We start from the raw sequence: 22,252 nt of genomic DNA on the forward strand, positions 1-22,252 counted from the left end.
GGGGAGCCTTCACGCGTCCTGCAGGCGGAGGCGGGCGCACGTGATGAGGGCCGCAAGGTCGAGTCCGAAGGTAGGGCCGGCGGCCTGCGCGTGCTCCTGGAGATGCCCGGCCGCTCGTTCGACGAGCCTGGAAGCTCCCACCGCGTTCCCGCGCGCGTGGTGGGTCAGGCCCACGCACAGCTGGGCCAGACCTTGCCACAGCTCGCGCTCCTCCTCCGGGCATGACTTCCACCTGACTTCGAGGGCCTCGTGCGCCGCGAACGGACGCCCCTCCTCGAGCAGGCTGCGGGCGTAGCCCAGCGTCTCCCGCGGTGGGAGCGGCGCCTCGGAGATGGGCTCGACGCCGGCCGCGCCGTACGGCAGCGGTCGTCCCAGCGCGTCACGAGGACGCGCCTGCTGCGCGCGTCCCTGCCCGTCGCGGTCGCGTTCATCGACCACGTCGACACCTCGCCTCGCCTGCGATCACGCACCTCCATGCACGAGGCCCGTTCATCCTGGTGCCGTCTCGGGCACCCGCGAACGGTGCAGCTGTGAGCATCAGCCCCTCCTGGGCGGGACGTCGAACGTTGACGATCGGGCTGGGCCAGTCTTGGTCGGACGCGCGTCGCCAGCAAGCGGACCCGAGAGGAAGGGGTACCCGACCGGCGCCGATGACCTCCGCGGCTGGGCTCGTGAGGGACGAAACCAGGAACCGGATCTGCGCCATCCGCGGCCCACCCGTGTCGGCGGCCCTGCAGTCGGGCCTGCTGCGGTTGACCGGGTCACCGTGGCACCGGTTTCGAGTGGACGGGTGCGGGACACCAGGCCCCTGCACATCTCGACCAGGGGAGCATCGATGTCTCGTCGATCCGCGTGGTCCGTCGCATCCGCATGCCGCTTCGTCGCGCTCGGTCTGTGCATGCTGGTCGTCGGGTGGCGCGAGTCCGTGACTCGCTCGTTCGCCGCGCGGCGCAGGCGCGACTTCTTCGACCCCCTCCCCGAGAGCCGTCCCGTGGTCGCAGGGCGAACCCGCGTCACGACCTGCCCGCGGCATCGACCGTCAGCCGGTAGGAATCCGGCGCCCAACGCCGCACGATCTCGTCTGCCCGGCCTTCACGTCCCTCGCCTCCGGTCGCGACCTGCAAGGTGCAGGTGCGCCCGCTCCGGGGCGTCGTCGGACCGATGACCTCGAATCCGTCACGCACGAGGAGACGCTTGACCAGGAGCGCGGGGCCGTAGAAGAGCCGGTAGGTCAGAACGCGCGCATCCAGAGGTGAGGTCACCTCGTGCTCGTACCCAGATCTGCCGGAGGTAGGGCACGTCGACCTCCCACCGGTTCGTGCAGCAGACCCACACGATCGATCCTGAGAAGGCTCGCGCTGGGCGACTGGCCGTCGGCGACCGCGGCGGGCACACTCCGCGCACTGCTGCGAGGGACGCGGGCGCACGCCGTACGCCCGCGCCCCTCGCGGCTACTGAGCTGCTGGTCGGCGCACGCGGACCACGCGCGAGACCTTGGTGACCGCGACATAGCCGGCCTTCGTGACGGTCACTCGAACCGACAGGCGGTGGCCGCGGTCGACGCGCTTCACGCGGTAGCCGGTCGCCTTCGCGCCGCGCACGACCTTGCCGTCACGGAGCCACTGGTAGGCCACCGTGACCGGGGCCGGGCCCCAGCGACGGACGACGGCGACGAGCGTGCGGCCTGGAGCTGCGCGGCCCTTCACCTGCACCGTGCCGGTGGTCAGGCGACCGGGCGCCACGATGGCAGTCGGCGTCGAGGTCCGTCGGGTGCTGGCGTAGCCGGCGCGTGAGCCGGTCACCGTGACCGAGAGCCGTCGGCCGGCGTCGGCCGGGACGATCCGGTACGAGCCCCCGGTGGCGCCGGCGATCGGCCTCCCTGCGCGCAGCCACTGGTACGTCACCGAGGTCGGGGCCGGGCTCCAGGCACCGAGCACCGCGGTGAGGCTCGAGCCCACCCGCGCCGACCCGGCGATGGCGGGTGCCGGGCCGGAGAGGGCCTCGAGGCCGGCGAATGCCTGCTCGCCGCTGGCCTGGTTGCCGAGTCGGTCGACGACGCGCCACCCGAGTGTGCCCGTGTCGTCCCCGAGGACCACCGGACCGGTGTAGTACTCCCAGGTGTCGCCGTCCAGGCTGTATTCGACGGACGCGACTCCCGAGCCGGTGTCGTTGCTGGCGATCGTGGCGGTGCGGGCGACCGGGTCGATGCTCACCTGCACGGTGGGCGGAGTGTCGTCGACGAGCAGTCCGGGCTGCGCGGTGGCGGCCTTGACGGCGTCCAGCTCGCCACGGGTGATGGGCAGGATGGTGCCGTGGCGCTTCTTGAGTGCGCCGAAGTTGACGCTGCTCTTGGCGTTGACCCACGGCGGGGCGTTCGTGGCGGCGACATCGGTGGTCCGGAAGGGGAAGTAGCCGCTGCCGTTCCAGTACTCATCGGCCAGCAGGCCCCACAGTCGCTGGTCGGGTGCGTTGCGGTCGTCGTCGTTGTACTCGAAGAACTCGGGCCCCTCCAGACGGGCGCCGGAGAAGTTCGGGTCGCCGAAGATCGACGACAGGGTGCCGACGAGCGACCACTGGTCGTCGCTGACGTACGCCGGTGCCGTGGCGGAGGTGGTGGTGGCGTAGAGGTTCTTCGACTTCTCGATGGTGATCTGGCCGTCACCGGAGGCGCGGTAGTACCAGTCGCCGATCTTGATGACCGTGGTGTCGATGATCGAGTGGTCGCGGTCGATCCATTTGACGGGGTCGGAGAACGTCTCGAAGTCGCGGGTCGTGGCGTAGTAGACGTTCACCCAGTCTCCGAGCGTGTTCGTGTCCTGGGACTTGGTGGCCCAGTAGACGAGGTACTGCTTCTTCACCGGGTCCCAGATCGCCTCGGGCGCCCATGCCATGCCGGCGCCGGGGATCTGGGAGGCGACGTCGACCAGCTCCGGCTCGCCCCAGTTGACCAGGTCGGTCGACTTCCAGACGGCCAGCTTGAGGCTGCCGGTGTCGGTGGCGCCCGCGTTGCCCCATCCGCCGCGCAGGTGGATGTTGAGGTCGGTGGCGATGAGGTAGAAGGTGTCGCCCTCGGGTGAGCGGACCAGGTAGGGGTCGCGCACCCCGCGGTCGCCTTCGTCGTTGCGCAGCACCGGGTTGCCGTTGGTGCGCGTGTCGGTCCAGGTGTCGCCGTCCTCACTGGTGGCGAAGTAGATCTGCTCGTCCTGGGGGGTCTGCTCCACGCCGGTGAAGTGCGCGAAGAGGTAGTCCGTGGTCTCGGGCGCGGCCACGGCGGCACGGACGACGGCGCTGAAGGTGCGGGTGAGGGTGCCGACGGTGGCGGTCAGCGTGACGACCTGATCCTGGCCGGGGCGGGTCACCACGCCGGGCGCGGCCTCGCCGAGGGCGGTCGGCGAGATGACCGACGGCGCCGACGACGTCCAGGTGATGGGCAGGTCGTGCGCGCCGGTGGTGGGCAACGCGAGGCTGGAGCGGACGTCTTGCAGACCGGGCAGCACGATGCCGTCGAGGGCGTCGCGGGCCATCTGCTCGGCGGTGAGCGGTGCGGTGATGGTGACCGCGACCCGCTTCGTACGGGGCTCGCCGTCGATGCTGACCTGCGCGATCAGGGTGCCGGTCGTGGCCGGCGAACCCGGGGCCGGGCGGGTCACCGTGGCGGTGCGGCCGTCCGCGTCGATCGAGACCGCGGGGGTCTGCGACGTCCAGGAGACGACGCCTTCGGCGCCGGGCAGCACGTAGCTGGAGGCCTCGATGGTGAGTTCGTCCGGCACCTTCGCGAGGGCCTGGGCTGCGTTGAGCTGCGCGACCTGGGTCTCGGTGAGGGCCTGGTCGCGGACCTCGACGTTGTCGATGAGGCCGTCGAAGTACTCGTCGCTCGCCGTCCAGTCGGCCTTGCCGATCTGCAGGACGCCGCCGGAGGCGCCGAGGATGGTGCTGAGCGCCTTGCCCGTCGTGTTGGTGGCCTTGAGGTCGCCGTCCACGTAGAGGCGGGCGGCGGGGCCGTCGAGCACCAGGTCGACGTGCTTCCATCCCGGAGTCAGGGCGCCCGCGCTCAGGTTGCCGCTGCTGTCGCGCGCACCGGCGTTGTCGTAGCGCTCGACCACGAGGCTGGTGGCCTTGTCGAGGACGCCGACGTAGTGCTCCTGCTGATAGACGTTCGTCTGGTTGCTGCGCTGCGCGATCAGGGCCCAGCCGGCATTGGCGCTGCTGTCGGTGGGGTTGCGGTCGTAGCTGATGGTGATGTCATCCAGCCCGGCCAGCAGCGGCGTGCCGTCGTCCTTGGTGACGTCGAGCCAGTTGCCGCGCGTGATCTTGACGGCCGTGGTGCCGTCCTGACCCTCAACCAGGCTGAGCGAGCCCTGCACCGTGGCCTTCGCACCGGCACCCACGAGGCCAGTGGCCGCGTCATCGAAGTTGAAGCTGGCGATCAGGGAGGGGTCGGGCTCGACCGCTGTGGCCGGGCCGCCCAGCCCCGCCAGACCGGTACTCGTCAGGCCAGTGGCGGCCAACGCCGCGATCAGGCCCAGCGCCGTCGACCGCCGTCGGCGGGTCGTAGGAGAAGTCATCTGCGTCCTCTAGCGATACATCGTGACGACCGTCACGTCCATTGTTAGCGCTAACATTAGGTCGCATCGTCTCCGAGGGATAGGGCTCTGTCGGCCGCGCCGATACGACCGCGATGCCGCCGCGGTTCGCGCGACGCACCTCCCGCTCTCACCGCCACTTCCAGGAGCGTGCCCCCGCCCAGGCGGTCGCTCGGTCCCGCCGCTGAGCACACCCCCAACTCGGCGGCGCCTGCGGCGAGTGCGAACGCGCACGTCAGAGCGGTGTCGACAAACTGACAGGACCTGGAGCGCATCGACTCGGCACCGTTGGCCCGGAACGCCAACAGCCCCCGCCTGCGTCTCCGCAGGCGGGGGCTGTTGACGTGGAGCCGCCTGTCAGAATCGAACTGACGACCTAGTCATTACGAGTGACTCGCTCTACCGACTGAGCTAAGGCGGCGTGCCGCCCAGCACCAGGTGCCGGACAACCCGGGGAAGTATACGGAGAGCGGTCGGCCTCGCGAAAATCCGCGATCAGGCGGCGACGACGGCGTCCTCGCGGACCTCCGCCGGGGCGCCGGCGTTGCGGCCGGTGAGCAGCGTCTGCTCGGAGCCGCACCAGCAGGTGAACGCGGCGATGATGCCGTGGTCGGTGTTCACGAGCGAGGTCACCTGGCTCGGGAAGATCAGCTGGCGCTGGGTGCACGACGTGCAGTGGTGAGCGAACATCGAGGGACCTCCTTCAGGGGTCAGGGTGGGTACACGACAATTGTCGGGCCGCCGCTCTCATAGGGGTAGCCTCACTTGCCTGCAGAACCCATAGGCTTTCCCTATGCTTTCGTTGCACCAGCTGACTTGCTTCCTCGCGACCTACGAGCACCGGTCGCTGACCCGGGCCGCCGAGGAGCTCGGCTACTCGCAGCCGAGCGTCTCCGAGCAGATCCGCACCCTCGAGAAGTCGCTCGGCGTCCAGCTCTTCCGGCGGGTCGGCCGCGGCGTGATCCCCACGACCGTCGCCGACACCCTGCGCCCGCACGCCGAGCGGACGCTCGCGGCGGCGGACGAGACCCGGCGCGCGGTGCAGTCGGTGAAGGCGTTCGAGACCGGGACGATCCGGTTCGGGATGTTCGGCATCGCCCGCCTGTACGCCGGCGCCGGCCTGATCGCCGACGTACTCGCTCGGTATCCCGGTGTCCGGGTCGAGCTGGTCGGCCAGAACTCGACCGAGGTCGCGGAGGACCTGCGGCGCGGTCGGCTGGAGGCGGCGATGCTCGCCCTCTCGACGGTGGGCAGCGAGGGGCTGACCCTCACCCCGGTCGCCCGCGAGGAGCTGGTCTACGTCAGCGCCGATCCCGCTCATGTGGCCGCGCCGGTGACGGCGCACCGGCTCTCCCTCGCCTCGCTGGTGATGGCGGAGACCACCTTCCGCTCGGTCGACTCGACCCGGCACACGCTGCGTCAGATGCTGCACGAGACCGGCCGCAACCCGCAGACCCGGATCGAGGTCGAGGACATCGAGACCGCCGTCGAGCTGGTCGGGATGGGCTACGCCGACACCGTCATCCCGCTCGGCGCCGCGCGCCAGCTGATCCCCCGCCTCGCCCCCGGCGCGACGTGGGCGTCCCTGCGGCCGCGGCAGTACGACACCTTCGCCGTCGTGCACCGCAAGGACGCGGTTCTCTCCCCCGCCGCCCGGCTGATGATCGAGCTGGCCACCCGCCGCATCCAGGCGATCGCCGAGCCGGTGTGAGACGCCAGGCTGCGAGGGGACCCCGGCTCGGTCTCGACACGCTCCGTCGCGACCTCGGCCCTCGTTCCTCGGGCCGCGTCGATCAACAGCTGAGCCCGTCCTCCGGCACCGTGTCGTCGACCAGGAAGTCCTCGACCGCGTCGTCGACGCACGCGTTGTCGGAGCCGTAGCCGGTGTGGCCGTCGCCGTCGCGGCTCACCAGCACGCCCGACTCGAGCTGCTCGGCCAGCGCCACCGACCACTCGTACGGCGTCGCCGGGTCCCGGGTCGTGCCGACGACGACGATCGGCGCGGCCCCTTCGGCCCGGATGGTCGGGGGTGGCTCGGCCGTGCGCGGCTCGAAGCCGAGGCAGCCCACCTGGCTCCAGACGAACTGGGGTGCCAGGGTCGGGGCCGCCTTCTCGAAGGCCGGGAGCTGGTCGAGCACCCGGTCGACCGGGGTGGTGGCCGGGTCGTCGAGGCAGTTGATCGGGACGATCGCCTCGACGCTGTTGTTGAGGAAGCTGCCGTCAGGTCCCCGCGACGCGTAGGCGTCGGCCAGCAGGGCCAGCACCGACCCGTCGCCGTCGAAGGCCGACTCCAGCCCGCGGTCCAGCAGTGTCCAGTAGTCGCGGACGTAGAGCGGGGTGATGATCCCGGTGAAGGCCAGCCCCTCGGTGAGCTCGCGGTCGCCGCCGGCGGGCAGCGGCTCCTCGTCGACCGTCCGGAGGAAGGACGCGATCCGGGCCAGACCCTCGTCGAGGGAACGACCCAGGAAGCAGTCGCCGCCGTCGACGCAGTCGGTGACGTAGGAGCGCAACGCGGTCTCGAACCCGCCGGCCTGGGCCAGCGACTGCTCGAGTGCGGAGAGGGTCGGGTCGACCGCCCCGTCGAGGACCAGCCGCCCGGCCCGGTCGGGGAAGAGCTCGGCGTACGTCGCCCCGAGGAAGGTGCCGTACGACGCCCCCAGGTAGAGCAGCTCCGGCTCGCCCAGGGCCGCACGCAGCACGTCCATGTCGCGGGCCGCCTCGACCGTCGAGACGTGGGCCGCCAGCTCGCCCGACAGCTCGGAGCAGCCGCGGGTCATGGCGGTGACGTCGGCGGCCGTCGCCTCGATCTCGTCCTGGTCGTCCGGCGACGGGTCGGCGGCGAGGTAGGCCTCCAGGTCGTCGTCGGACAGGCAGTCCACCGGCGCGCTCTGGCCGGTGCCGCGGGGGTCGAAGCCCACGATGTCGAAACCCTCGGCCAGACGGTCGCCGAACTGGCCGCTGGCGGCGTAGTCGGTGCCGGGCGCGCCCGGGCCGCCCGGGTTGACCACCAGCGAGCCGACCCGGCCGTCGGGGTCGCCCGCTGGCACCCGCAGCAGCGCGAGGTCGATCGTCTCGCCCGCTGGCCGGTCGTAGTCGAGCGGCACGGTCAGGGTGGCGCACTCGTACTGCTCGCGGCAGACGCCCCAGCTCAGCTGCTGGGAGTAGTACGGCGCCAGCGCCGGCTCGGGGGCGTCGGTGGCGCCGGCGGGCGGGGGCGTGGGCGGGTTGGCCCGGGCCGGACCGTCGCTGCGCCCGGCCCCACCACCACCGTCGTCGGAGGCCAAGGTGGAGATCGCCGCCCCCAGCGCACCGAGGACCAGCAGGCCGACCAGCACCAGCACCACGACCCGGACTGCGCGCGGCCCCATCATCCGTGCACGCTGTCCGGCGACTGCAGGGCCACCATCATCGACTCCAGGGCGAGGGCGGGCGGCACGTTGAACTCCAGCATCTGCTCGCGGGCCTCGAAGATCCAGCCGATCCGGCGCAGGTTGAGCTCGGGCGACGCACTGGCGGCGACCTTCTCGACGTCGGCGCGGATCTCGGCGTTGACCAGCTCGCCCGGCGCCCCGGTCGCGAGGGCGACCGCGTCGCGATAGACCGAGACCAGGTCCATCAGGCTGCGGTCGACGACATCGAGGTGGCGGCGCTTGGCCCGCGACTTCTGCTCCTTCAGCAGGGTCGCCAGGGCCGGGGCGTACTCCCGCGGACGACGGCCGCGCTCGACCACGCCGTACGCCGAGTCGAGGTCGACCTTCTCGCGGGCGTCGAGGTCGCCGGTCACGACGTCGGCCTCCTCCTTGGTGACCTCGGCGAGCCGCTGGGCGGCCTTCATGCAACGCCCGAGACTGGTCAGCCCGGCCGGGATCGAGACGACGTCGCGGCGGCGGTTGCGGGTCGCCTCGTCGCGCGCCAGCGCCCGGGCCCGGCCGATGTGGCCCTGGCTGGCGCGAGCGGCGTACGACGCCAGCGCGTCCGGGACGTCGTCGATCCGGGTCAGGAAGGCCGCGACGTCGGCGGCGGTCGGCGTGGTGAGCGTGACGAGCCGGCAGCGGGAGCGGATGGTCGGCAGCACGTCCTCGACGGTCGGGGTGCAGAGCATCCACACGGTGCGCTCGGCCGGCTCCTCGATGGCCTTGAGCAGGGCGTTGACCGCCCGCTCGGTGAGCCGGTCGGCATCCTCGACGATGATGATCTGCCAGCCCCGGCCGACCGGCGAGAGGGCCGAGGCCCGGACCAGGTCGCGGATGAAGTCGACGCCGAGCGAGAGGCCCTCGGTGCTGACCCGCTTGACGTCGGCGTGGGACCCGGCGAGCACGGTGTGGCAGGCGTGGCAGACCCCGCAGCCGGCCTCGGCCTCCGTGCACTGGAGCGCGGCCGCGAAGGCGACGGCGGCGTTGGAGCGGCCGGAGCCGGGAGGTCCGGTGAACAGCCAGGCGTGGCTCATGCCGTGACCGGCGGCGGCCTCGCGCAGCGCCACGGCGGCGCGGTGCTGGCCGACCAGGTCGTCCCAGACGCTCACGGCGCCACCGCCGCCCGGTCGAGCAGCGGGCGGACCCGGTCGAGCACCTGTCCGGCGATCTCGTCGACCGGCAGCCGGGCGTCGACCACGAGGTAGTGGTCGGGGGCGGCGGCGGCCATCCGCTGGAAGGCTTCGCGCACCCGCTGGTGGAACTCCAGGGACTCGCCCTCGATCCGGTCGCGCCCCTCGAACCGGCCCAGCCCGGCGTCGGGCTCCAGGTCGAGGACCACGGTGAGGTGGGGCCGTAGGTCACCGGTCGCCCAGCGCATCACCTGCTCGACCTCGGCGACGTCGAGCGCGCGTCCGGCCCCCTGGTAGGCCAGCGCCGAGTCGACGTAGCGGTCGGTGACGACCACCTCGCCCCGGTCGAGCGCGGGGCGGACGACGGTGTCGACGTGCTCGGCCTTGTCGGCGGCGTAGAGGAGCGACTCGGTCCGGTCGGACAGCTCGCCGGTCTCGGGGCTGAGCACGATCTCGCGCAGCGTCCGCCCGACCGGGGTGTCCCCGGGCTCGAAGGTCAGCAGCACCGTGTGGCCGTCCGCCTCCAGGGCCTCGCGCAGCCGCCGCGACTGGGTGGACTTGCCCGACCCCTCGCCGCCCTCGAAGCACACGAAGACGCCGGTGTCGGCGTACACCCCGGAGCTGCTCACGCAGAGAACCTACGGGGGGCCGCCGACACCGGCCAAGACGGGTCGCCTCAGAGGGAGAGCTCGTTCCAGTCCATCTCGGCGACGGTGGTGGCGTTGCACCGCAGCCGGGGGCTGGCCAGCACCAGGTCGGTGTTCGGGGCGTCGGCCACCATCACCTCACCGAACCCGTAGCGCTGCCCGGTCAGATCCAGGCTCACCCGGACGGCCGGGCCCACGGGGGTCGAGAACGACACCTGGGACTGGGCCGGTCCGCCGTACCCCCCGAGGCCGCCGTTCTGGCGGGCCGTGGCGGCCAGCCCGGAACGCTGGCTGTCCAGGAACCCGGTCCAGAACTCGAGCGAGGTGCAGAGCCCGTTGGGCTTGACCGCCAGGCCGCCGTTGCCCTGGGGGAGCTGGATGCTGTTCGGGAAGGCGCGGCCGCCGATCCTCGCCACCCGTCGTATCTCCACCGCGCCGCCGCCCACCAGGAAGGGCACGTCGACCAGGTTCAGCCACTGGTAGACCGCCAGCGAGTCAGCCGCGGTCGTGCCACCGCCGGCCCGCTTCACCCGGAACGACGTCGTCCCGCCCCGGGTCAGCGCGACCTTGACGGCGTACTTCCCCTTCTTGTTGGTCCGCGCCGTGGCGACCTTCTGCCACGAACCGCCGGCGTAGAGCCGCTCGACGGTGACCTTGACCTTCTTGCCCTTCCGGGCCGGCTTGGCCGTGCCCGCGAGCGTGACCTTCCTCCCCACCTCGGACGAGGCCGGCAGGTCCTTCAACGTCACCTTCGCGGCGCGGTGAGCAGGGACGGAGGCGTGGGCCGACGTCATGGCGAGACCGGGGAGCAGCACCGCGAGCGAGGCCGCGGCGGCGAGGGAACGGAAGCGCATGGACCGACGCTAGCCACCGGGTACGGCGTCCGCTGGCGAATCCTCGAGACCGTGACAACCTGACGGCGTGGGTCGGAGTTCTGGGGGGTGTGACAAGACGGAGCCACCAGTGATCAGCCGGGCCGACCAGCGCTCGTTCGAGACGTTCGTGCACGACGCGTCCGACCGACTGCTGCGCACGGCGTACCTCCTGACCGGGGACCGCGGCCACGCCGAGGACCTCGTGCAGACCGCCCTGCTGCGGACCGCCCGCCGATGGTCCACCGCCCGGCGCGATCCGGCGGCGTACGCCCGCCGGGTCGTGGTCAACCTCGCCAAGGACCGGTGGCGCGACCTGCGCCGTCGACCCGGCGAGGCGCCCCTCGAGGTCGATGTGGCCGTCCCGGTGACCGACGGGGTCGCCGACCGCGACCGCCTCCTGCGCGCGGCCCGGCAGCTGCCGGCCGGACAGCGGGCGGTGTTGGTGCTGCGGTACTTCGACGACCTCAGCGTCGCCGACACCGCGGCGGCGCTCGGCTGCTCCGAGGGGACCGTCAAGTCGCAGACCGCCCGCGCGCTGGACCGCCTCCGGTCCGTGCTCGCCCCCACCAAGGAGAACGCCGATGCTGACCGACGATGACCTCACCCGCGACCTGCGGGTCGCCTTCCACGACGCCGCCGACGACCTGACGTACGACGGCCCGGTGCCGACCGTGCGCGCGACCCCGCTGTGGGGCCGGATCGGCATGGTCACGCTGCCCGCCGCGGCCGCCGTCGCCGCCGCGGCCGTCGTGGTCGGCGGCTCGGCCCCCGATGCCCCCACCCCGCCACCCCCGGCCGCCCCGTCCGCCCCTCCCTCGACCGCCCCCTCCTCCGCCGGGGAGGTCGTGACCGAGGAGTTCCAGGTGATGGGGATGACCCTGTCGTACGAGCGCGGCCTCAGCGAGCAGCCGATCAGCTTCACGCTGGCCTCGCCGGCGTCGGTGCCCGAGGACGCGAGCGAGGTCGACTTCCCGGAGATGGACCCGGCCCGGGCCTGGGTCACCACCGACGGGTCGGGCGAGGCGGTGCTCTACCTGAAGGCGCCCACCCGCAACGAGGGCCGGCTGATGTCGCTCACCGCTCCCGGTGCGGGACTCAGCGAGCAGGACATGGTCGATCTCCTGAAGGGCGTCGGCCGACGCTCTCCGGCGCCGGCGTGAGTTTCATCGGCTGGCCGACAAAGCTCACGCCGGGACGACAAAGCTTCATCGTCCAGGCAGGAGTTTCATCGGCCAGCCGATGAAACTCTCCCGGGGGCCGCCGCGGCGCCCCCCGGCCACCGAGGCCGCGGTCAGGACTTCTTGGCCGCGGCCTTCTTGGTCGTCTTCTTGGCAGTCGTCTTCTTGGCGGTCGTCTTCTTGGCCGCGGCCTTCTTGGCCGGCGCCTTCTTCGCGCCCTTCTTGGCCGCCTTCTTGGCCGGACCCTTCGCGCGCCGCTCCTCGAGCAGCTCGGCCGCACGCTCGAGGGTGATCGACTCGACGCTGTCCTCCTTGCGGAGGGTGGCGTTGTACTCGCCGTCGGTGACGTACTCGCCGAACCGGCCGGCCTTCACGACCACCGGCTGCCCGGAGACCGGGTCGTTGCCGAGCTCCTTCAACGGCGCGGCAGCCGCGGCCCGGCCGCGCTGCTTGGGCTGGGCGTAGATGCGCAGCGCCTCGTCGAGACCGATCGTCAGCAGCTGGTCCTCGGAGGTGAGGGAGCGCGAGTCGGTGCCCTTCTTCAGGTAGGGCCCGTAGCGGCCGTTCTGGGCCGTGATCTCCTCGCCGTCCTCGCCGGCGCCGACCACACGGGGCAGCGACAGCAGCTTGACGGCGTCCTCGAGCGAGACCGTGTCGAGCGTCATCGACTTGAAGAGCGAGCCGGTGCGCGGCTTGGCCGACTTCGGCGCGTCGTCGGGCAGCACCTCGGTGACGTAGGGCCCGAACCGGCCGTTCTTGGCGACCACGTGCAGCCCGCTCTCGGGGTGCACGCCGAGCTCGATCTCCTCGCCCGCCGGGTTGGCGAACAGCTCGGTCGCCTTCTCCAGGGTCAGCTCGTCGGGCGGCAGGTCGTCGGGGACGTTGGCGCGCTTGCCGATCGGGTTGCCCTCGTCGTCCGGGCCCTCGAGGTAGGGCCCGTAGCGGCCGACCCGCAGGTTGATGCCGGAGTCCGGGCCGCCGACCGGGAAGGTCGCCAGCTCGCGGGCATCGATGTCGCCCAGCTCGTCGACCAGCTTCTTGAGGCCCTCGACGTCGCCGGAGCCGAAGTAGAACTCCGCCAGCTCCTCCGCGCGGGTCTTGCGACCGGCCGCGATCTCGTCGAGCACGTCCTCCATCTGCGCGGTGAACTCGTAGGAGATCTGCCGCGGGAAGTGCTCCTCCAGCAGCCGGGTGACCGAGAAGGCCAGCCAGGCCGGCACCAGCGCGGTGCCCTTCTTGTAGACGTAGCCGCGGTTGAGGATCGTCCCGATGATCGAGGCGTACGTCGAGGGCCGCCCGATCTCGCGCTCCTCGAGCTCCTTGATCAGCGTGGCCTCGGTGTAGCGCGCCGGCGGCTTGGTCTCGTGGCCGTTCGCGGTCACCGAGGCGGCGGAGACGGCGTCGCCCTGGGTGAGGTTCGGCAGCCGGGTCTGGGCGTCGTCCTTGGCGGAGTCGTCGTCGGTGCCCTCGACGTAGGCCTTGAGGAAGCCGTGGAAGGTGATGACGCGACCGCTGGCCGAGAACACGACGTCCTCGCCGGTGGCCGCGGCCCCGCCGAGGCGGATGGTGACCGAGTTGCCGACGGCGTCCTTCATCTGGGACGCGACCGTGCGCATCCAGATCAGCTCGTAGAGCCGGAACTGGTCGCCGGTCAGGCCGGTCTGCGCGGGGGTGCGGAAGGTGTCGCCGGCGGGCCGGATCGCCTCGTGCGCCTCCTGGGCGTTCTTGACCTTCGAGGCGTAGACGCGGGGGCTGTCGGGGACGTACTCGGCGCCGTACAGCTCGCGGACCTGCGCCCGGGCCGCGCCGACGGCGCTGTCCGACAGCGTCGTCGAGTCCGTACGCATGTAGGTGATGAAGCCGTTCTCGTAGAGCCGCTGCGCGACCGACATCGCCACCGACGCGCTCATCCCGAGCTTGCGGCCGGCCTCCTGCTGCAGGGTGGTCGTGCGGAACGGCGCGTACGGCGAGCGCCGGTAGGGCTTCGACTCCACCGAGCGGACGTCGTACGTCGTGTCCTGCAGCGCGGAGGCCAGCGCCTCGGCGCGGGTGCGGTCGAGGTGGACGACGTTCGCGCTGGCCTTCAGCTGCCCGTCCTGGCCGAAGTCGGAGCCGCGGGCGACCCGCACGTCGTCGACGGAGTGCAGCTTGGCCGGGAACATCCGCTGCTCGTGCTTGCTGCCGGCGTCGAAGGTGCCCTCGAGGTCCCAGTACGACGCGACGCGGAAGGCCATCCGCTCGCGCTCCTTGTCGACGACCAGCCGGGTCGCGACCGACTGGACGCGACCGGCGGACAGGCCGGACATGACCTTCTTCCACAGCACCGGGCTGACCTCGTAGCCGTAGAGGCGGTCGAGGATCCGGCGCGCCTCCTGGGCCTCGACGAGGTCGTCGTTGATCTGGCGCGGGTTCTCGACGGCGGCCAGGATCGCCGGCTTGGTGATCTCGTGGAAGACCATCCGGTGGACCGGGACGCCCTTCTTGGGCTTCAGCTCGTCGAGGAGGTGCCAGGCGATCGCCTCGCCCTCGCGGTCCTCATCGGTGGCGAGGTAGAGCTCGTCGGCGTCCTTGAGCAGGGTCTTGAGCTTGGCGATGTGGGCCTTCTTGTCGCGCGGCACCACGTAGTAGGGCTCGAAGCCGTGGTCGACGTCGACCGCCAGCCGACCCCACGGCTTGTCCTTGATCTTGGCCGGGGTGTCCGCCGCGCTCTGCGGGAGGTCCCGGATGTGGCCGATGGAGGACTCGACGACGTACCCCTGACCGAGGTACCCGCCGATCGTGCGGGCCTTCGCCGGGGACTCGACGATCACCAACTTGTGTGCCACTGCTGCTCTTTCCTCGAACGTCCTGGATCCCCACGAGGGGGCTCACGGCCAGTCACGGTAGCGCGTGCCGGCGACGGAGCATTCCGCGAGACCGTTCGACGACTGGTCTAGTCCTCCCCGGGCAACTCCTCCAGGAAGGGCTCGCGGGCCCGAAGGTGTCGCCAGCATGGGTCAGTCCGTGCCACGACCGAGGAGACCCCCTCCATGCCTTCCCCCCGCCGCTCCCTCCGCGCCCTGGTGCTCCTGCTGGCCACCGTGCTCGCCGTCCCTCTGGCCTCCCTCGTCGGCGTCGCCCCCGCCCACGCTGTCCCCGGCGCCGCGAGCGGCTCGGTGTCCGACAGCCTCGGCGCCGCGCTGAACGGCGTCACCGTGACCGCGCTGGCGGCGCCGGCGTTCACCACCAGCGCCGGCCAGACCACCACCGCGGGCGGCGGCGTCTACACGCTGCCGCTGGCCGAGGGCAGCTACCGGCTGCAGTTCGCCAAGACGGGCTACACCACCGCCCTGTACGGCGGCAGCGAGGAGCCGCTGCAGGTCGACGTGGACGACGAGGGCCAGCTCTCGGTCGACGGCGAGCCGCTGGAGGGCAACGAGCTCGAGGAGGTCCAGCTCTCCAGCACCCAGACCTACTCCGTCACGGGCGTCGTCCAGAACGCGGGCAGCACCCCGCTCACGGGGATCAACGTCGCGGCCTACCACCCGGGCGACGAGGAGGACGCGGTCGCGACGGCGACCACCAACGGCAGCGGCGCCTACACCCTGATCCTGTCCCCCGGCGTCTACCACGTCCGCTACACCGACCCCGGCAGCACCTACGTCCCCGCCTGGTACGACGGCACCGGCACCGAGCCGGTCGACGTCACCGTCACCGGCAACCGCGCGCTCACCACGGTCAAGCTCGCCACCCCGCCCGCCGACGCCGAGTTCCCCGTCGCCGGCGCGGTCGTGGACGCCAACGGCGACCCGGTCAGCGGCGTCGACGTCAGCGTCACCCCGATCGGCGGCAGCACCGACTCCGGCACCGGCACCACGGCCCCCGAGGGCGACGACGCCGGTCGCTACACCGTCTCGGTGAAGCCCGGCACCTACCGGGTCGCCTTCGCCAAGACCGGCTGGGTCTCGACCCGGTACGGCGGCCAGACCACGCCCGCGACCGTCACCGTCGGCCCGACCGGCGCCCTCTCCGCCAGCGCCGGCGAGCCGCTGGTCGCCAACCGGCTCAACGACGTCCTCCTGGTGAGCAACCCGTACGCCGTGACCGGCCTGGTCCAGGTCTCCGGAGACACCACCCCGATCGCCGACATCACCGTCCGCGCCTTCCCGACCGGCTCGACCGACGCCGGCGACGTGGTCGACACCGACACCACCGACGGCACCGGCTCCTACACGCTCAACCTGCCCGTCGGCACCTACGACCTCGAGTACGTCGACAACGTCCCGACGCCGACGACGTACTCCTCCACCTCGCTGGTCGAGGTGCAGGTCGGCCAGGGCGGCGCCCTGAAGGTCGGCGGCACGGCGGTCGACGCGCTCGACCCGGTCAAGCTCTCGCTCTCCAGCGCCGACACCACCCACCCCGTGCTCGGCTCGGTGATCGACGTCAACGGCGCCGAGATCGACGGCCTCTCCGTCAGCGCCGTACCCCAGGGTGCCGGCACCGGGGACGTCGACGAGAGCGGCGACGACGGCGCGGCCGGCGCGCACGGCCGCTACCGGCTGCAGCTGAAGCCGGGCAGCTACGAGATCCACGTCGCCGGCGGGACCGACTGGGAGAACGCGACGTACCAGGGCGGCGGGGACGCCACCGCGGTCGTCACCGTCGCCGCCAACGGCACGATCTCGGTCAACGCGACCCCGATCGCCGGCCGCGACCTCGGCGAGACCGAGGTCGCCGGCAAGACCGAGTACGCGCTGAGCGGCACCGTCACCGACGGCACCGCCGGCCTGCCCGGCATCACCGTCAAGGCCTACCGCGAGGGTGACCTGACCACCGCGGTCGCCAGCACCACCAGCACCGGCGCGACCGGCGCCTGGTCGCTCAGCGGCGTCGACGGCCTGGTCGTCGGCACCTACGTCGTCGAGTTCTCCGGCGCCTCGGGCGCCAACACCTACGACAAGGCCTGGTACGGCGGCGCCACCGCCACTCCGGTCGAGATCGCCCAGGGCGGCGTGGCCAAGGTCGCCGGTGTCCCGGTGGCCGAGAACAAGCTGGGCGCGGTCACCCTGTCCCGCTCCTCCGCCGACACCCCGCACCCGGTGACCGGTGAGGTCACCGACGCCAACGACGACCCGCTCGACGGCGTCACCGTCACCGCCGTGCCGCAGACGCCCACCCCGGTGGGCAACCAGGTGGTCGTCCAGAGCGGTGCCGACGGCGAGCTCGGCGACCACGGGCGCTACCGGCTGCTGCTGAAGCCCGGCACCTACCGCGTCACCTACGCCCGCACCGGGTTCACCAACGCGACCTACCCCGGCGGTGACCTGACCCCGGTCGACGTGAAGGTCAACCTCGACGGCACCGTCCTGATCGGGACCACCCCGTCCCCCGAGGCCGAGCTGGCCCCGGTCGAGCTGGCCGACGCCACCGGCGACGCGGTCCTCTCCGGGCGGGTCGTGTCCGGCGGGGCCGGCGTCAACGGCATCACCGTCGAGGTCTTCCCGTACGGCGACGTCTCCGGCACCCCCGTCGCCACGGCGACGACCGCGACCAACGCCGGCACGCTCGGTGCCTGGTCGCTCAACACCCTGAAGATCGGCACCTACACGGTCCGGTTCACCGACAAGGTGGCGGACGCGAACACCTACATCCAGACCTTCCTCGGCGGCAGCGAGCTCGGGACGGCAGCGCCGGTCAAGGTCGGCCAGGGCAACGCGGTCACCGTCGCCACCGTCCCCGCCCCCGGCGGGGCCGTGGGCGAGACCGAGATGGCCAAGGAGGGCACGGACACGACGTACCCCGTCGTGGGCGAGCTGCTCGACGAGGCCGGCGACCCGATCGACGGCGCCACCGTCACCGCGACGCCGCAGAACGGATCCGGCACCCTCGCCAGCGCCGTCACCGGCGCGGACGGCGAGCTCGGCGACCACGGTCGCTACCGGCTGCTGCTGAAGGTCGGCACCTACCGCCTGACCTTCGCGAAGTCCGGGTTCACCGGCGCCACCTACCCCGGCGCAGGGGAGCCTGAGATCCAGGTCGTCGTCGCCTCGGGCGGCATCGTCACCCCGGCCACCCTGGAGTCGATGACGTTGGCCGACGCCACCGCCGGCACCGCCATCAACGGCCGGGTGGTCGCGAACGGCAGCGGCGTCGCCGGCATCGTGGCCGAGGTCTTCCCCGCGGGCGACCTCGCCCCGGAGAGCCGGGTCGGGGTCTCGGCCGCGACCACCGCCAGCGGTGCCTGGTCGGTCTCCGGCCTGAAGATCGGCGAGTACACGGTCCGGTTCACCGACAACGGTGCGGCCGCTCCGGCCTACGTCCAGACCTACTACGGCGGCGCGACGCCCGCGGCGTCCACCCCGGTCAAGGTCGGCCAGGGCAACGCCGTCTCCGTCAACGACGTCCCAAAGGCGGGCGGCGCGCTCGGCGACACCACCCTGAGCGTGGCGACCGCCGACACGACGTACCCGCTCTCGGGTGACGTCGCCGACGCCAACGGCGACCCGCTCAGCGGCGTCAGCGTGTCGGTCGAGGTCGTCACCCCCGGCGCCGCCGTCACCCCGGTCCTCACCGACGACGAGGGCGCGTACGCGCTGGCCCTGCGGGCCGGCACCTACCGGATCAAGTTCACCCGCACCGGCTTCGCCACGGCGTACCTGCTCAACGGCGACGGCGCGACCGCCCAGGTCGTGGTCGCCGTCGGAGGCGCGGTCAGCATCGTCGGCGGCGACCCCGTCCCCGGTGGAGCGCTGGAGGGCGTGACGCTGCGCGGCACGACCAACTTTGACCTGACCGGTCGGGTGCTCGGCGCCGGCAACCCGCTCGCCGGCATCACCGTGCGGGCGAGGACCACGGACACCGAGGTGCCGGCGATCGCCACGACCTCGGCGGCCAACGGCACCTTCACCCTGAAGCTGCCCGTCGGGACCTACACGATCGAGTACGTCGGCCGCGCGGTCGGCGGCACCACCTGGGACGGCACCTTCTACGGTGGCGTGACCGCGCCGACCTCGATCAAGGTGGCGAACGACGGCACCCTGTCGGAGGTGGACGGCGAGGTCCTGACCTCGGGCCTCGACGACGTCGTGCTGGCGAAGTCGACCGGCGTCTACGCGATCCGCGGCACGGTGAGCGACGAGACCGGGGAGCCGCTGGCCGGTGCCACGGTCCGGGCGTTCAAGGCCGGGACCGGCACCCAGGCCGGGGTCGGCACGTCCACCGCCGAGGGCACCTTCTCCATCAACGTCCCGGTCGGCCGGTACAACCTGCGCTACGAGAAGGCCGGCAGGGCCACGACGTGGCTGCTGAACGCCGACGCCGAGACCACGGCGTACGCCGTCGTGACGGTCGCCGCGGGCGGCGCCATCACCGCGCCGGGTGTGGGGATCGAGGCCGGTGTCCTGGAGGACGTGCAGCTGCTGCTCACGGCCCCGCGGATGGTCTCGGCCCCGAAGGTGAGCGGCAAGGTGCTGGTCGGCAAGACCATCACCACGAGCCTCGGCACCTGGAGCCCGGACTTCCGGTCCACCCCCGGGTGGCAGGACTACGTCACCATCGAGTGGTTCATCGACGGCCGGCCCGCCGACGACTACAGCGACGGCGACCTCTTCGAGAAGTTCGCGATCCCGGCCGTCGCCGGCGGGCGCACGGTCAGCTACCGGATCACCATCGAGGACCCGAACCCCGACGGCGCGACCCGGGCACCGATCGTCTTCACGAGCAAGGGGATCAAGGTCCCGAAGGCGGTGCCGAAGCTGGTCGCCACCTACAAGGGCGGCAAGCTCACCGTCGTCGTGAAGGTCCCCGGTCTGAAGCGGCCGCTGGGCTCGATCGTGGTCAAGGACGGCAAGAAGAAGGTCGGCGCGACCACGCTGAAGGCCAAGAGCAAGGGCAAGGTCGTCATCAAGCTGAAGAAGCTCAAGAAGGGCAAGCGGAAGCTGACGATCACCTACGGCGGCGACGCCAACGTCGCGCCGATCAAGAAGACGGTCAGGATCAAGGCCTGATCCAGGGGCCTGTGGACGAGCTCCACGCGTCGGGGGCGGGTCGTGCCACGGTGGCACGGCCCGCCCCTGCCCTTTTCTCGGAGGCTCCCGTGCACGACTGGTACGACGACCGCTACGACCCCTACCCCTCCCCCTACGCCGAGCCACCGATCGACCTCGCCGACCGCGTCACCCACCTGGTCTACGTCGGCGGCCGGCTCGTCGAGACCCGTCACGAGCACGCCCGCGACACCGCGTGGGAGCAGTACGTCGAGCGACCGGCCCCGCCGCCCCCGCCGCCCGAGCCGCCCCAGCACGTGCGCGTCCTCGACTGGCTGACCTACCTCTGCGGCGGAGCGGCCGCCGTGGATGCGCTGGACGCCGAGCCCCTGGGCGACGAGACGACCGACCTCCCCACGGACTTCCCGGACGAGAGGTCGCGGCAGTGGGTCGAGACCACCGCCACGCTCCTCGACGTCGTGGCCGACCGGTGGTTCGATCCCGAGACGTCCGTCGCGCTCCGGCACGCGCTGCTCGCCCTGTGGGTCGAGGACCCGACCCGGGTCACGCGGCCCAAGTCCGCCGCGCACCTGGCCGGTGGCCTGGTCTGGGCGGTCGGCAAGGCCAACGGTCTCTTCCAGCCCACCGGTCCACGCCGGATCGGCACCGTGCAGGACACGCTGGGGCTGAGCGGCGGCCTGTCGACCGCGGGCAACGAGGTCGCCGCGGCGCTGCGCGGCTTCCGCGGCCAGCCGTGGAGCGGTCGGCCCACCGGCGTGCCCGACCTGCTGCCGCTCGGACGCGCCGACGTCCTGCTGGGCGCGACCCGCGAGCAGCTGGTCCGGCTGCGCGACCGCGCCCGAGCGGCCGCCGACTGAGTCGTCCTACGCCGGCTCGAGGAAGCCCTGGGCGACCAGCTCGCGCACGGCCGGGAGGTAGGTCGCCCGGGTCTCCTCGGCGTCGCGCTCGAGCAGCTGGGCGACCGCGTCGAGGATCTGGCCGACGGCGAGCTCGCCGTCGCACGCACCGACCAGCGCCGCCTCCACGGTGTCGGCCTGACGGGCCCGGCGCAGCCCGCGCTGCTGGCGCAGCACGACCGCCTCGGGGTCCTCGGCGCCGGGGGCGCCGACGGTCTCCTGACGGACGTCGTTGCGCACGACCAGCCGCGAGTCGGGTCCGACCCCGTCGGCCAGGGCGTCCACGGCGTCGCCCCAGGCGCCCAGCGCGGGCGCGATCGGCTGCTCGACGTCGTACGGCCAGTCGAGGAGCTCGCGAGCCGGAGCCCCGGCCCCGGTGTCGGATCCGGAGCGCTTGCGGAGGTTGACCCAGCCGAAGCCGACCGCCTCGATGCCCTGCTCGTCGAACCAGGACAGCCAGGTGTCGTAGCGGTGCGCGTAGTCGGGTCCCCCGTGGTGGCCCGCGTCCTTGAGCCAGAGCTCGACGTACCGGGCCGGGTCGACGACCTCGCGCTGCACCACGAGCGCGTCGCAGTCGTCGGCCAGCCAGCCGGCGAGCCGCTCGTCCCACGGCCGGTCGCGGTCGATGACCCAGTTGGCCAGCACCTGGCACCAGCCACCGGGCGTGAGGTGGTCCGGGGCGGCCCGCACGATGTCCTCGACCACCCGGTCGCCGGGCAGCCCGGAGTCGCGGTACACCAGGCGCTCCCCCGTCGCCGGCGAGATCACGAACGGCGGGTTGGTGGCGATCAGGTCGTAGCGCTCGCCCCGCACCGGCTCGAAGAACGACCCGTCGCGCACCTCGACCTTCTCGGCGACGTCGTTGAGCGCGGTGTTGAACCGGGTGACCCACAGGGCGCGCGGGTTGACGTCTGTCGCCACGACCGAGGTGCTGTGCGCGGCCAGGTGCAGCGCCTGCACGCCGCAGCCGGTGCCGAGGTCGAGGGCCCGCGCGACCGGGTCGCGCAGCGTCAGCTGGGCCAGCGACGTCGACGCCGGGCTGATGCCCAGCACGTGCTCGGGCCCGACCCGCTGCGGTCCGCCGTCCAGCCCGGGGGTCAGGTCGCTGACCACCCAGAGATCGAGCCCCTCCGTCGCATACGGGCGTACGTCGAGCCGCGCGGCCACCTCGCCGATCGACTGCTCGAGGATCCCCTCGACGGCCAGCCGGTCGACCAGCCCGGGGAGCGCGGTCTCGGCCTGGCTCGCGGACACCGGTCGCTGCAGCAGGAACAGCCGTACCAGCGTCTCCAGCGGCGACCCGCCCGCGGTCCGTCGTACCCCGGGACGGGTCTCGTTGCGCGCCAGCGCGTCGTGGGCCAGCGGGCCCAGGAGCTCGGCGACCGCGTCGTAGGTGAAGGACGCCGCGGTCAGCGCGTCGCGGAGCCGGTGGGGCAGGTCGCTGGAGGTCACCCGCACAGCCTAGGAGCCCGTCCGTGCGGCCCGACTATCCGGGAAACCCGGCGGACAGGGGCCCAGCCGACTTAAGGTCCTCCGGAACAG

The 22,252-nt window shown here is 72.3% G+C and carries 15 protein-coding genes and 1 tRNA gene; 5 read left to right on the top strand and 11 right to left on the bottom strand.

What is annotated here, in order from left to right:
• Window positions 1-9 precede the first annotated feature (9 nt).
• The 5 genes from BLT76_RS08745 to BLT76_RS08765 all read right to left on the bottom strand — a co-directional run bounded on the left by BLT76_RS08745 (window position 10) and on the right by BLT76_RS08765 (window position 5,273).
• On the bottom strand, window positions 10-438 hold the full coding sequence (locus BLT76_RS08745) for a DUF309 domain-containing protein (protein WP_090853922.1): 429 nt from the start codon (window positions 436-438) through the stop codon (window positions 10-12).
• Window positions 439-1,013: 575 nt separating this feature from the next.
• Window positions 1,014-1,262, bottom strand: a complete 249-nt coding sequence (locus tag BLT76_RS08750; protein WP_090853925.1) for a hypothetical protein — start codon at window positions 1,260-1,262, stop codon at window positions 1,014-1,016.
• A gap of 189 nt (window positions 1,263-1,451) precedes the next feature.
• On the bottom strand, window positions 1,452-4,565 hold the full coding sequence (locus tag BLT76_RS08755; RefSeq protein WP_090853928.1) for an immunoglobulin-like domain-containing protein: 3,114 nt from the start codon (window positions 4,563-4,565) through the stop codon (window positions 1,452-1,454).
• Window positions 4,566-4,928: 363 nt separating this feature from the next.
• Window positions 4,929-5,004, bottom strand: a tRNA-Thr gene (locus BLT76_RS08760).
• A gap of 74 nt (window positions 5,005-5,078) precedes the next feature.
• Complete coding sequence (locus BLT76_RS08765) at window positions 5,079-5,273, bottom strand: hypothetical protein (protein ID WP_090853931.1); 195 nt, start codon at window positions 5,271-5,273, stop codon at window positions 5,079-5,081.
• Window positions 5,274-5,376: 103 nt separating this feature from the next.
• Between BLT76_RS08765 and BLT76_RS08770 the strand changes: the two genes are divergently transcribed.
• The gene (locus BLT76_RS08770; protein ID WP_090853934.1) at window positions 5,377-6,294 is read left to right on the top strand and encodes a LysR family transcriptional regulator; all 918 of its coding nucleotides are present in this window, start codon (window positions 5,377-5,379) and stop codon (window positions 6,292-6,294) included.
• Window positions 6,295-6,376: 82 nt separating this feature from the next.
• Here BLT76_RS08770 and BLT76_RS08775 read toward each other — a convergent pair whose 3' ends face one another.
• The 4 genes from BLT76_RS08775 to BLT76_RS08790 are packed head-to-tail and all read right to left on the bottom strand — an operon-like array spanning window position 6,377 to window position 10,627.
• Window positions 6,377-7,954 carry an alpha/beta hydrolase gene (locus BLT76_RS08775; RefSeq protein ID WP_244509324.1) on the bottom strand — a complete coding sequence of 526 codons (1,578 nt, stop codon included), beginning with the start codon at window positions 7,952-7,954 and terminating at the stop codon, window positions 6,377-6,379.
• Entirely contained in the window at window positions 7,951-9,105 is a 1,155-nt protein-coding gene (locus BLT76_RS08780; RefSeq protein ID WP_090853937.1) for a DNA polymerase III subunit delta', read from the bottom strand. The genes BLT76_RS08775 and BLT76_RS08780 overlap by 4 nt, the downstream gene beginning before the upstream one ends.
• Entirely contained in the window at window positions 9,102-9,755 is a 654-nt protein-coding gene (gene tmk, locus BLT76_RS08785; protein WP_090853940.1) for a dTMP kinase, read from the bottom strand. Before tmk ends, BLT76_RS08780 begins: the two co-directional genes overlap by 4 nt.
• A gap of 47 nt (window positions 9,756-9,802) precedes the next feature.
• A complete protein-coding gene (locus BLT76_RS08790; protein ID WP_090853943.1) occupies window positions 9,803-10,627 on the bottom strand; it encodes a hypothetical protein in 825 nt (274 codons plus the stop codon).
• A gap of 109 nt (window positions 10,628-10,736) precedes the next feature.
• On the opposite strand from BLT76_RS08790, the gene BLT76_RS08795 reads away from it, so the two are divergent.
• Together BLT76_RS08795 and BLT76_RS08800 are read left to right on the top strand one after the other, a co-directional pair.
• Window positions 10,737-11,246 (top strand): SigE family RNA polymerase sigma factor, encoded by a 510-nt coding sequence (locus tag BLT76_RS08795; RefSeq protein ID WP_244509325.1) that lies wholly within the window; start codon window positions 10,737-10,739, stop codon window positions 11,244-11,246.
• Complete coding sequence (locus BLT76_RS08800) at window positions 11,230-11,808, top strand: hypothetical protein (protein ID WP_139175454.1); 579 nt, start codon at window positions 11,230-11,232, stop codon at window positions 11,806-11,808. Before BLT76_RS08795 ends, BLT76_RS08800 begins: the two co-directional genes overlap by 17 nt.
• Window positions 11,809-11,939: 131 nt before the next feature.
• Here BLT76_RS08800 and topA read toward each other — a convergent pair whose 3' ends face one another.
• Window positions 11,940-14,651, bottom strand: coding sequence for a type I DNA topoisomerase (gene topA / locus BLT76_RS08805; RefSeq protein WP_090853949.1), 2,712 nt, complete (start codon window positions 14,649-14,651; stop codon window positions 11,940-11,942).
• Window positions 14,652-14,855: 204 nt separating this feature from the next.
• Here topA and BLT76_RS08810 point away from each other — a divergent pair, with 204 nt between their 5' ends.
• Window positions 14,856-19,814, top strand: a complete 4,959-nt coding sequence (locus tag BLT76_RS08810) for a beta strand repeat-containing protein (RefSeq protein WP_090853951.1) — start codon at window positions 14,856-14,858, stop codon at window positions 19,812-19,814.
• A gap of 89 nt (window positions 19,815-19,903) precedes the next feature.
• A complete protein-coding gene (locus tag BLT76_RS08815) occupies window positions 19,904-20,671 on the top strand; it encodes a hypothetical protein (RefSeq protein ID WP_090853954.1) in 768 nt (255 codons plus the stop codon).
• Between the two features lie 6 nt (window positions 20,672-20,677).
• On the opposite strand, the gene BLT76_RS08820 is transcribed toward BLT76_RS08815, so the two are convergent.
• Window positions 20,678-22,162: a DUF7059 domain-containing protein gene (locus BLT76_RS08820; protein WP_308632308.1), complete on the bottom strand. Its 1,485-nt coding sequence runs from the start codon at window positions 22,160-22,162 to the stop codon at window positions 20,678-20,680.
• Between the last annotated feature and the right edge of the window lie 90 nt (window positions 22,163-22,252).

This window comes from Nocardioides lianchengensis, assembly GCF_900101465.1.
Lineage (GTDB): Bacteria > Actinomycetota > Actinomycetes > Propionibacteriales > Nocardioidaceae > Nocardioides > Nocardioides lianchengensis.

What these genes read in the sequence shown, in the direction of transcription:
- BLT76_RS08765 (WP_090853931.1), bottom strand. Translation starts at nt 5,273, where the DNA reads ATGTTCGCTCACCACTGCACGTCGTGCACCCAGCGCCAGCTGATCTTC.
- BLT76_RS08810 (WP_090853951.1), top strand. Translation starts at nt 14,856, where the DNA reads ATGCCTTCCCCCCGCCGCTCCCTCCGCGCCCTGGTGCTCCTGCTGGCC.
- BLT76_RS08770 (WP_090853934.1), top strand. Translation starts at nt 5,377, where the DNA reads ATGCTTTCGTTGCACCAGCTGACTTGCTTCCTCGCGACCTACGAGCAC.
- BLT76_RS08775 (WP_244509324.1), bottom strand. Translation starts at nt 7,954, where the DNA reads ATGATGGGGCCGCGCGCAGTCCGGGTCGTGGTGCTGGTGCTGGTCGGC.
- BLT76_RS08800 (WP_139175454.1), top strand. Translation starts at nt 11,230, where the DNA reads ATGCTGACCGACGATGACCTCACCCGCGACCTGCGGGTCGCCTTCCAC.
- BLT76_RS08790 (WP_090853943.1), bottom strand. Translation starts at nt 10,627, where the DNA reads ATGCGCTTCCGTTCCCTCGCCGCCGCGGCCTCGCTCGCGGTGCTGCTC.
- BLT76_RS08755 (WP_090853928.1), bottom strand. Translation starts at nt 4,565, where the DNA reads ATGACTTCTCCTACGACCCGCCGACGGCGGTCGACGGCGCTGGGCCTG.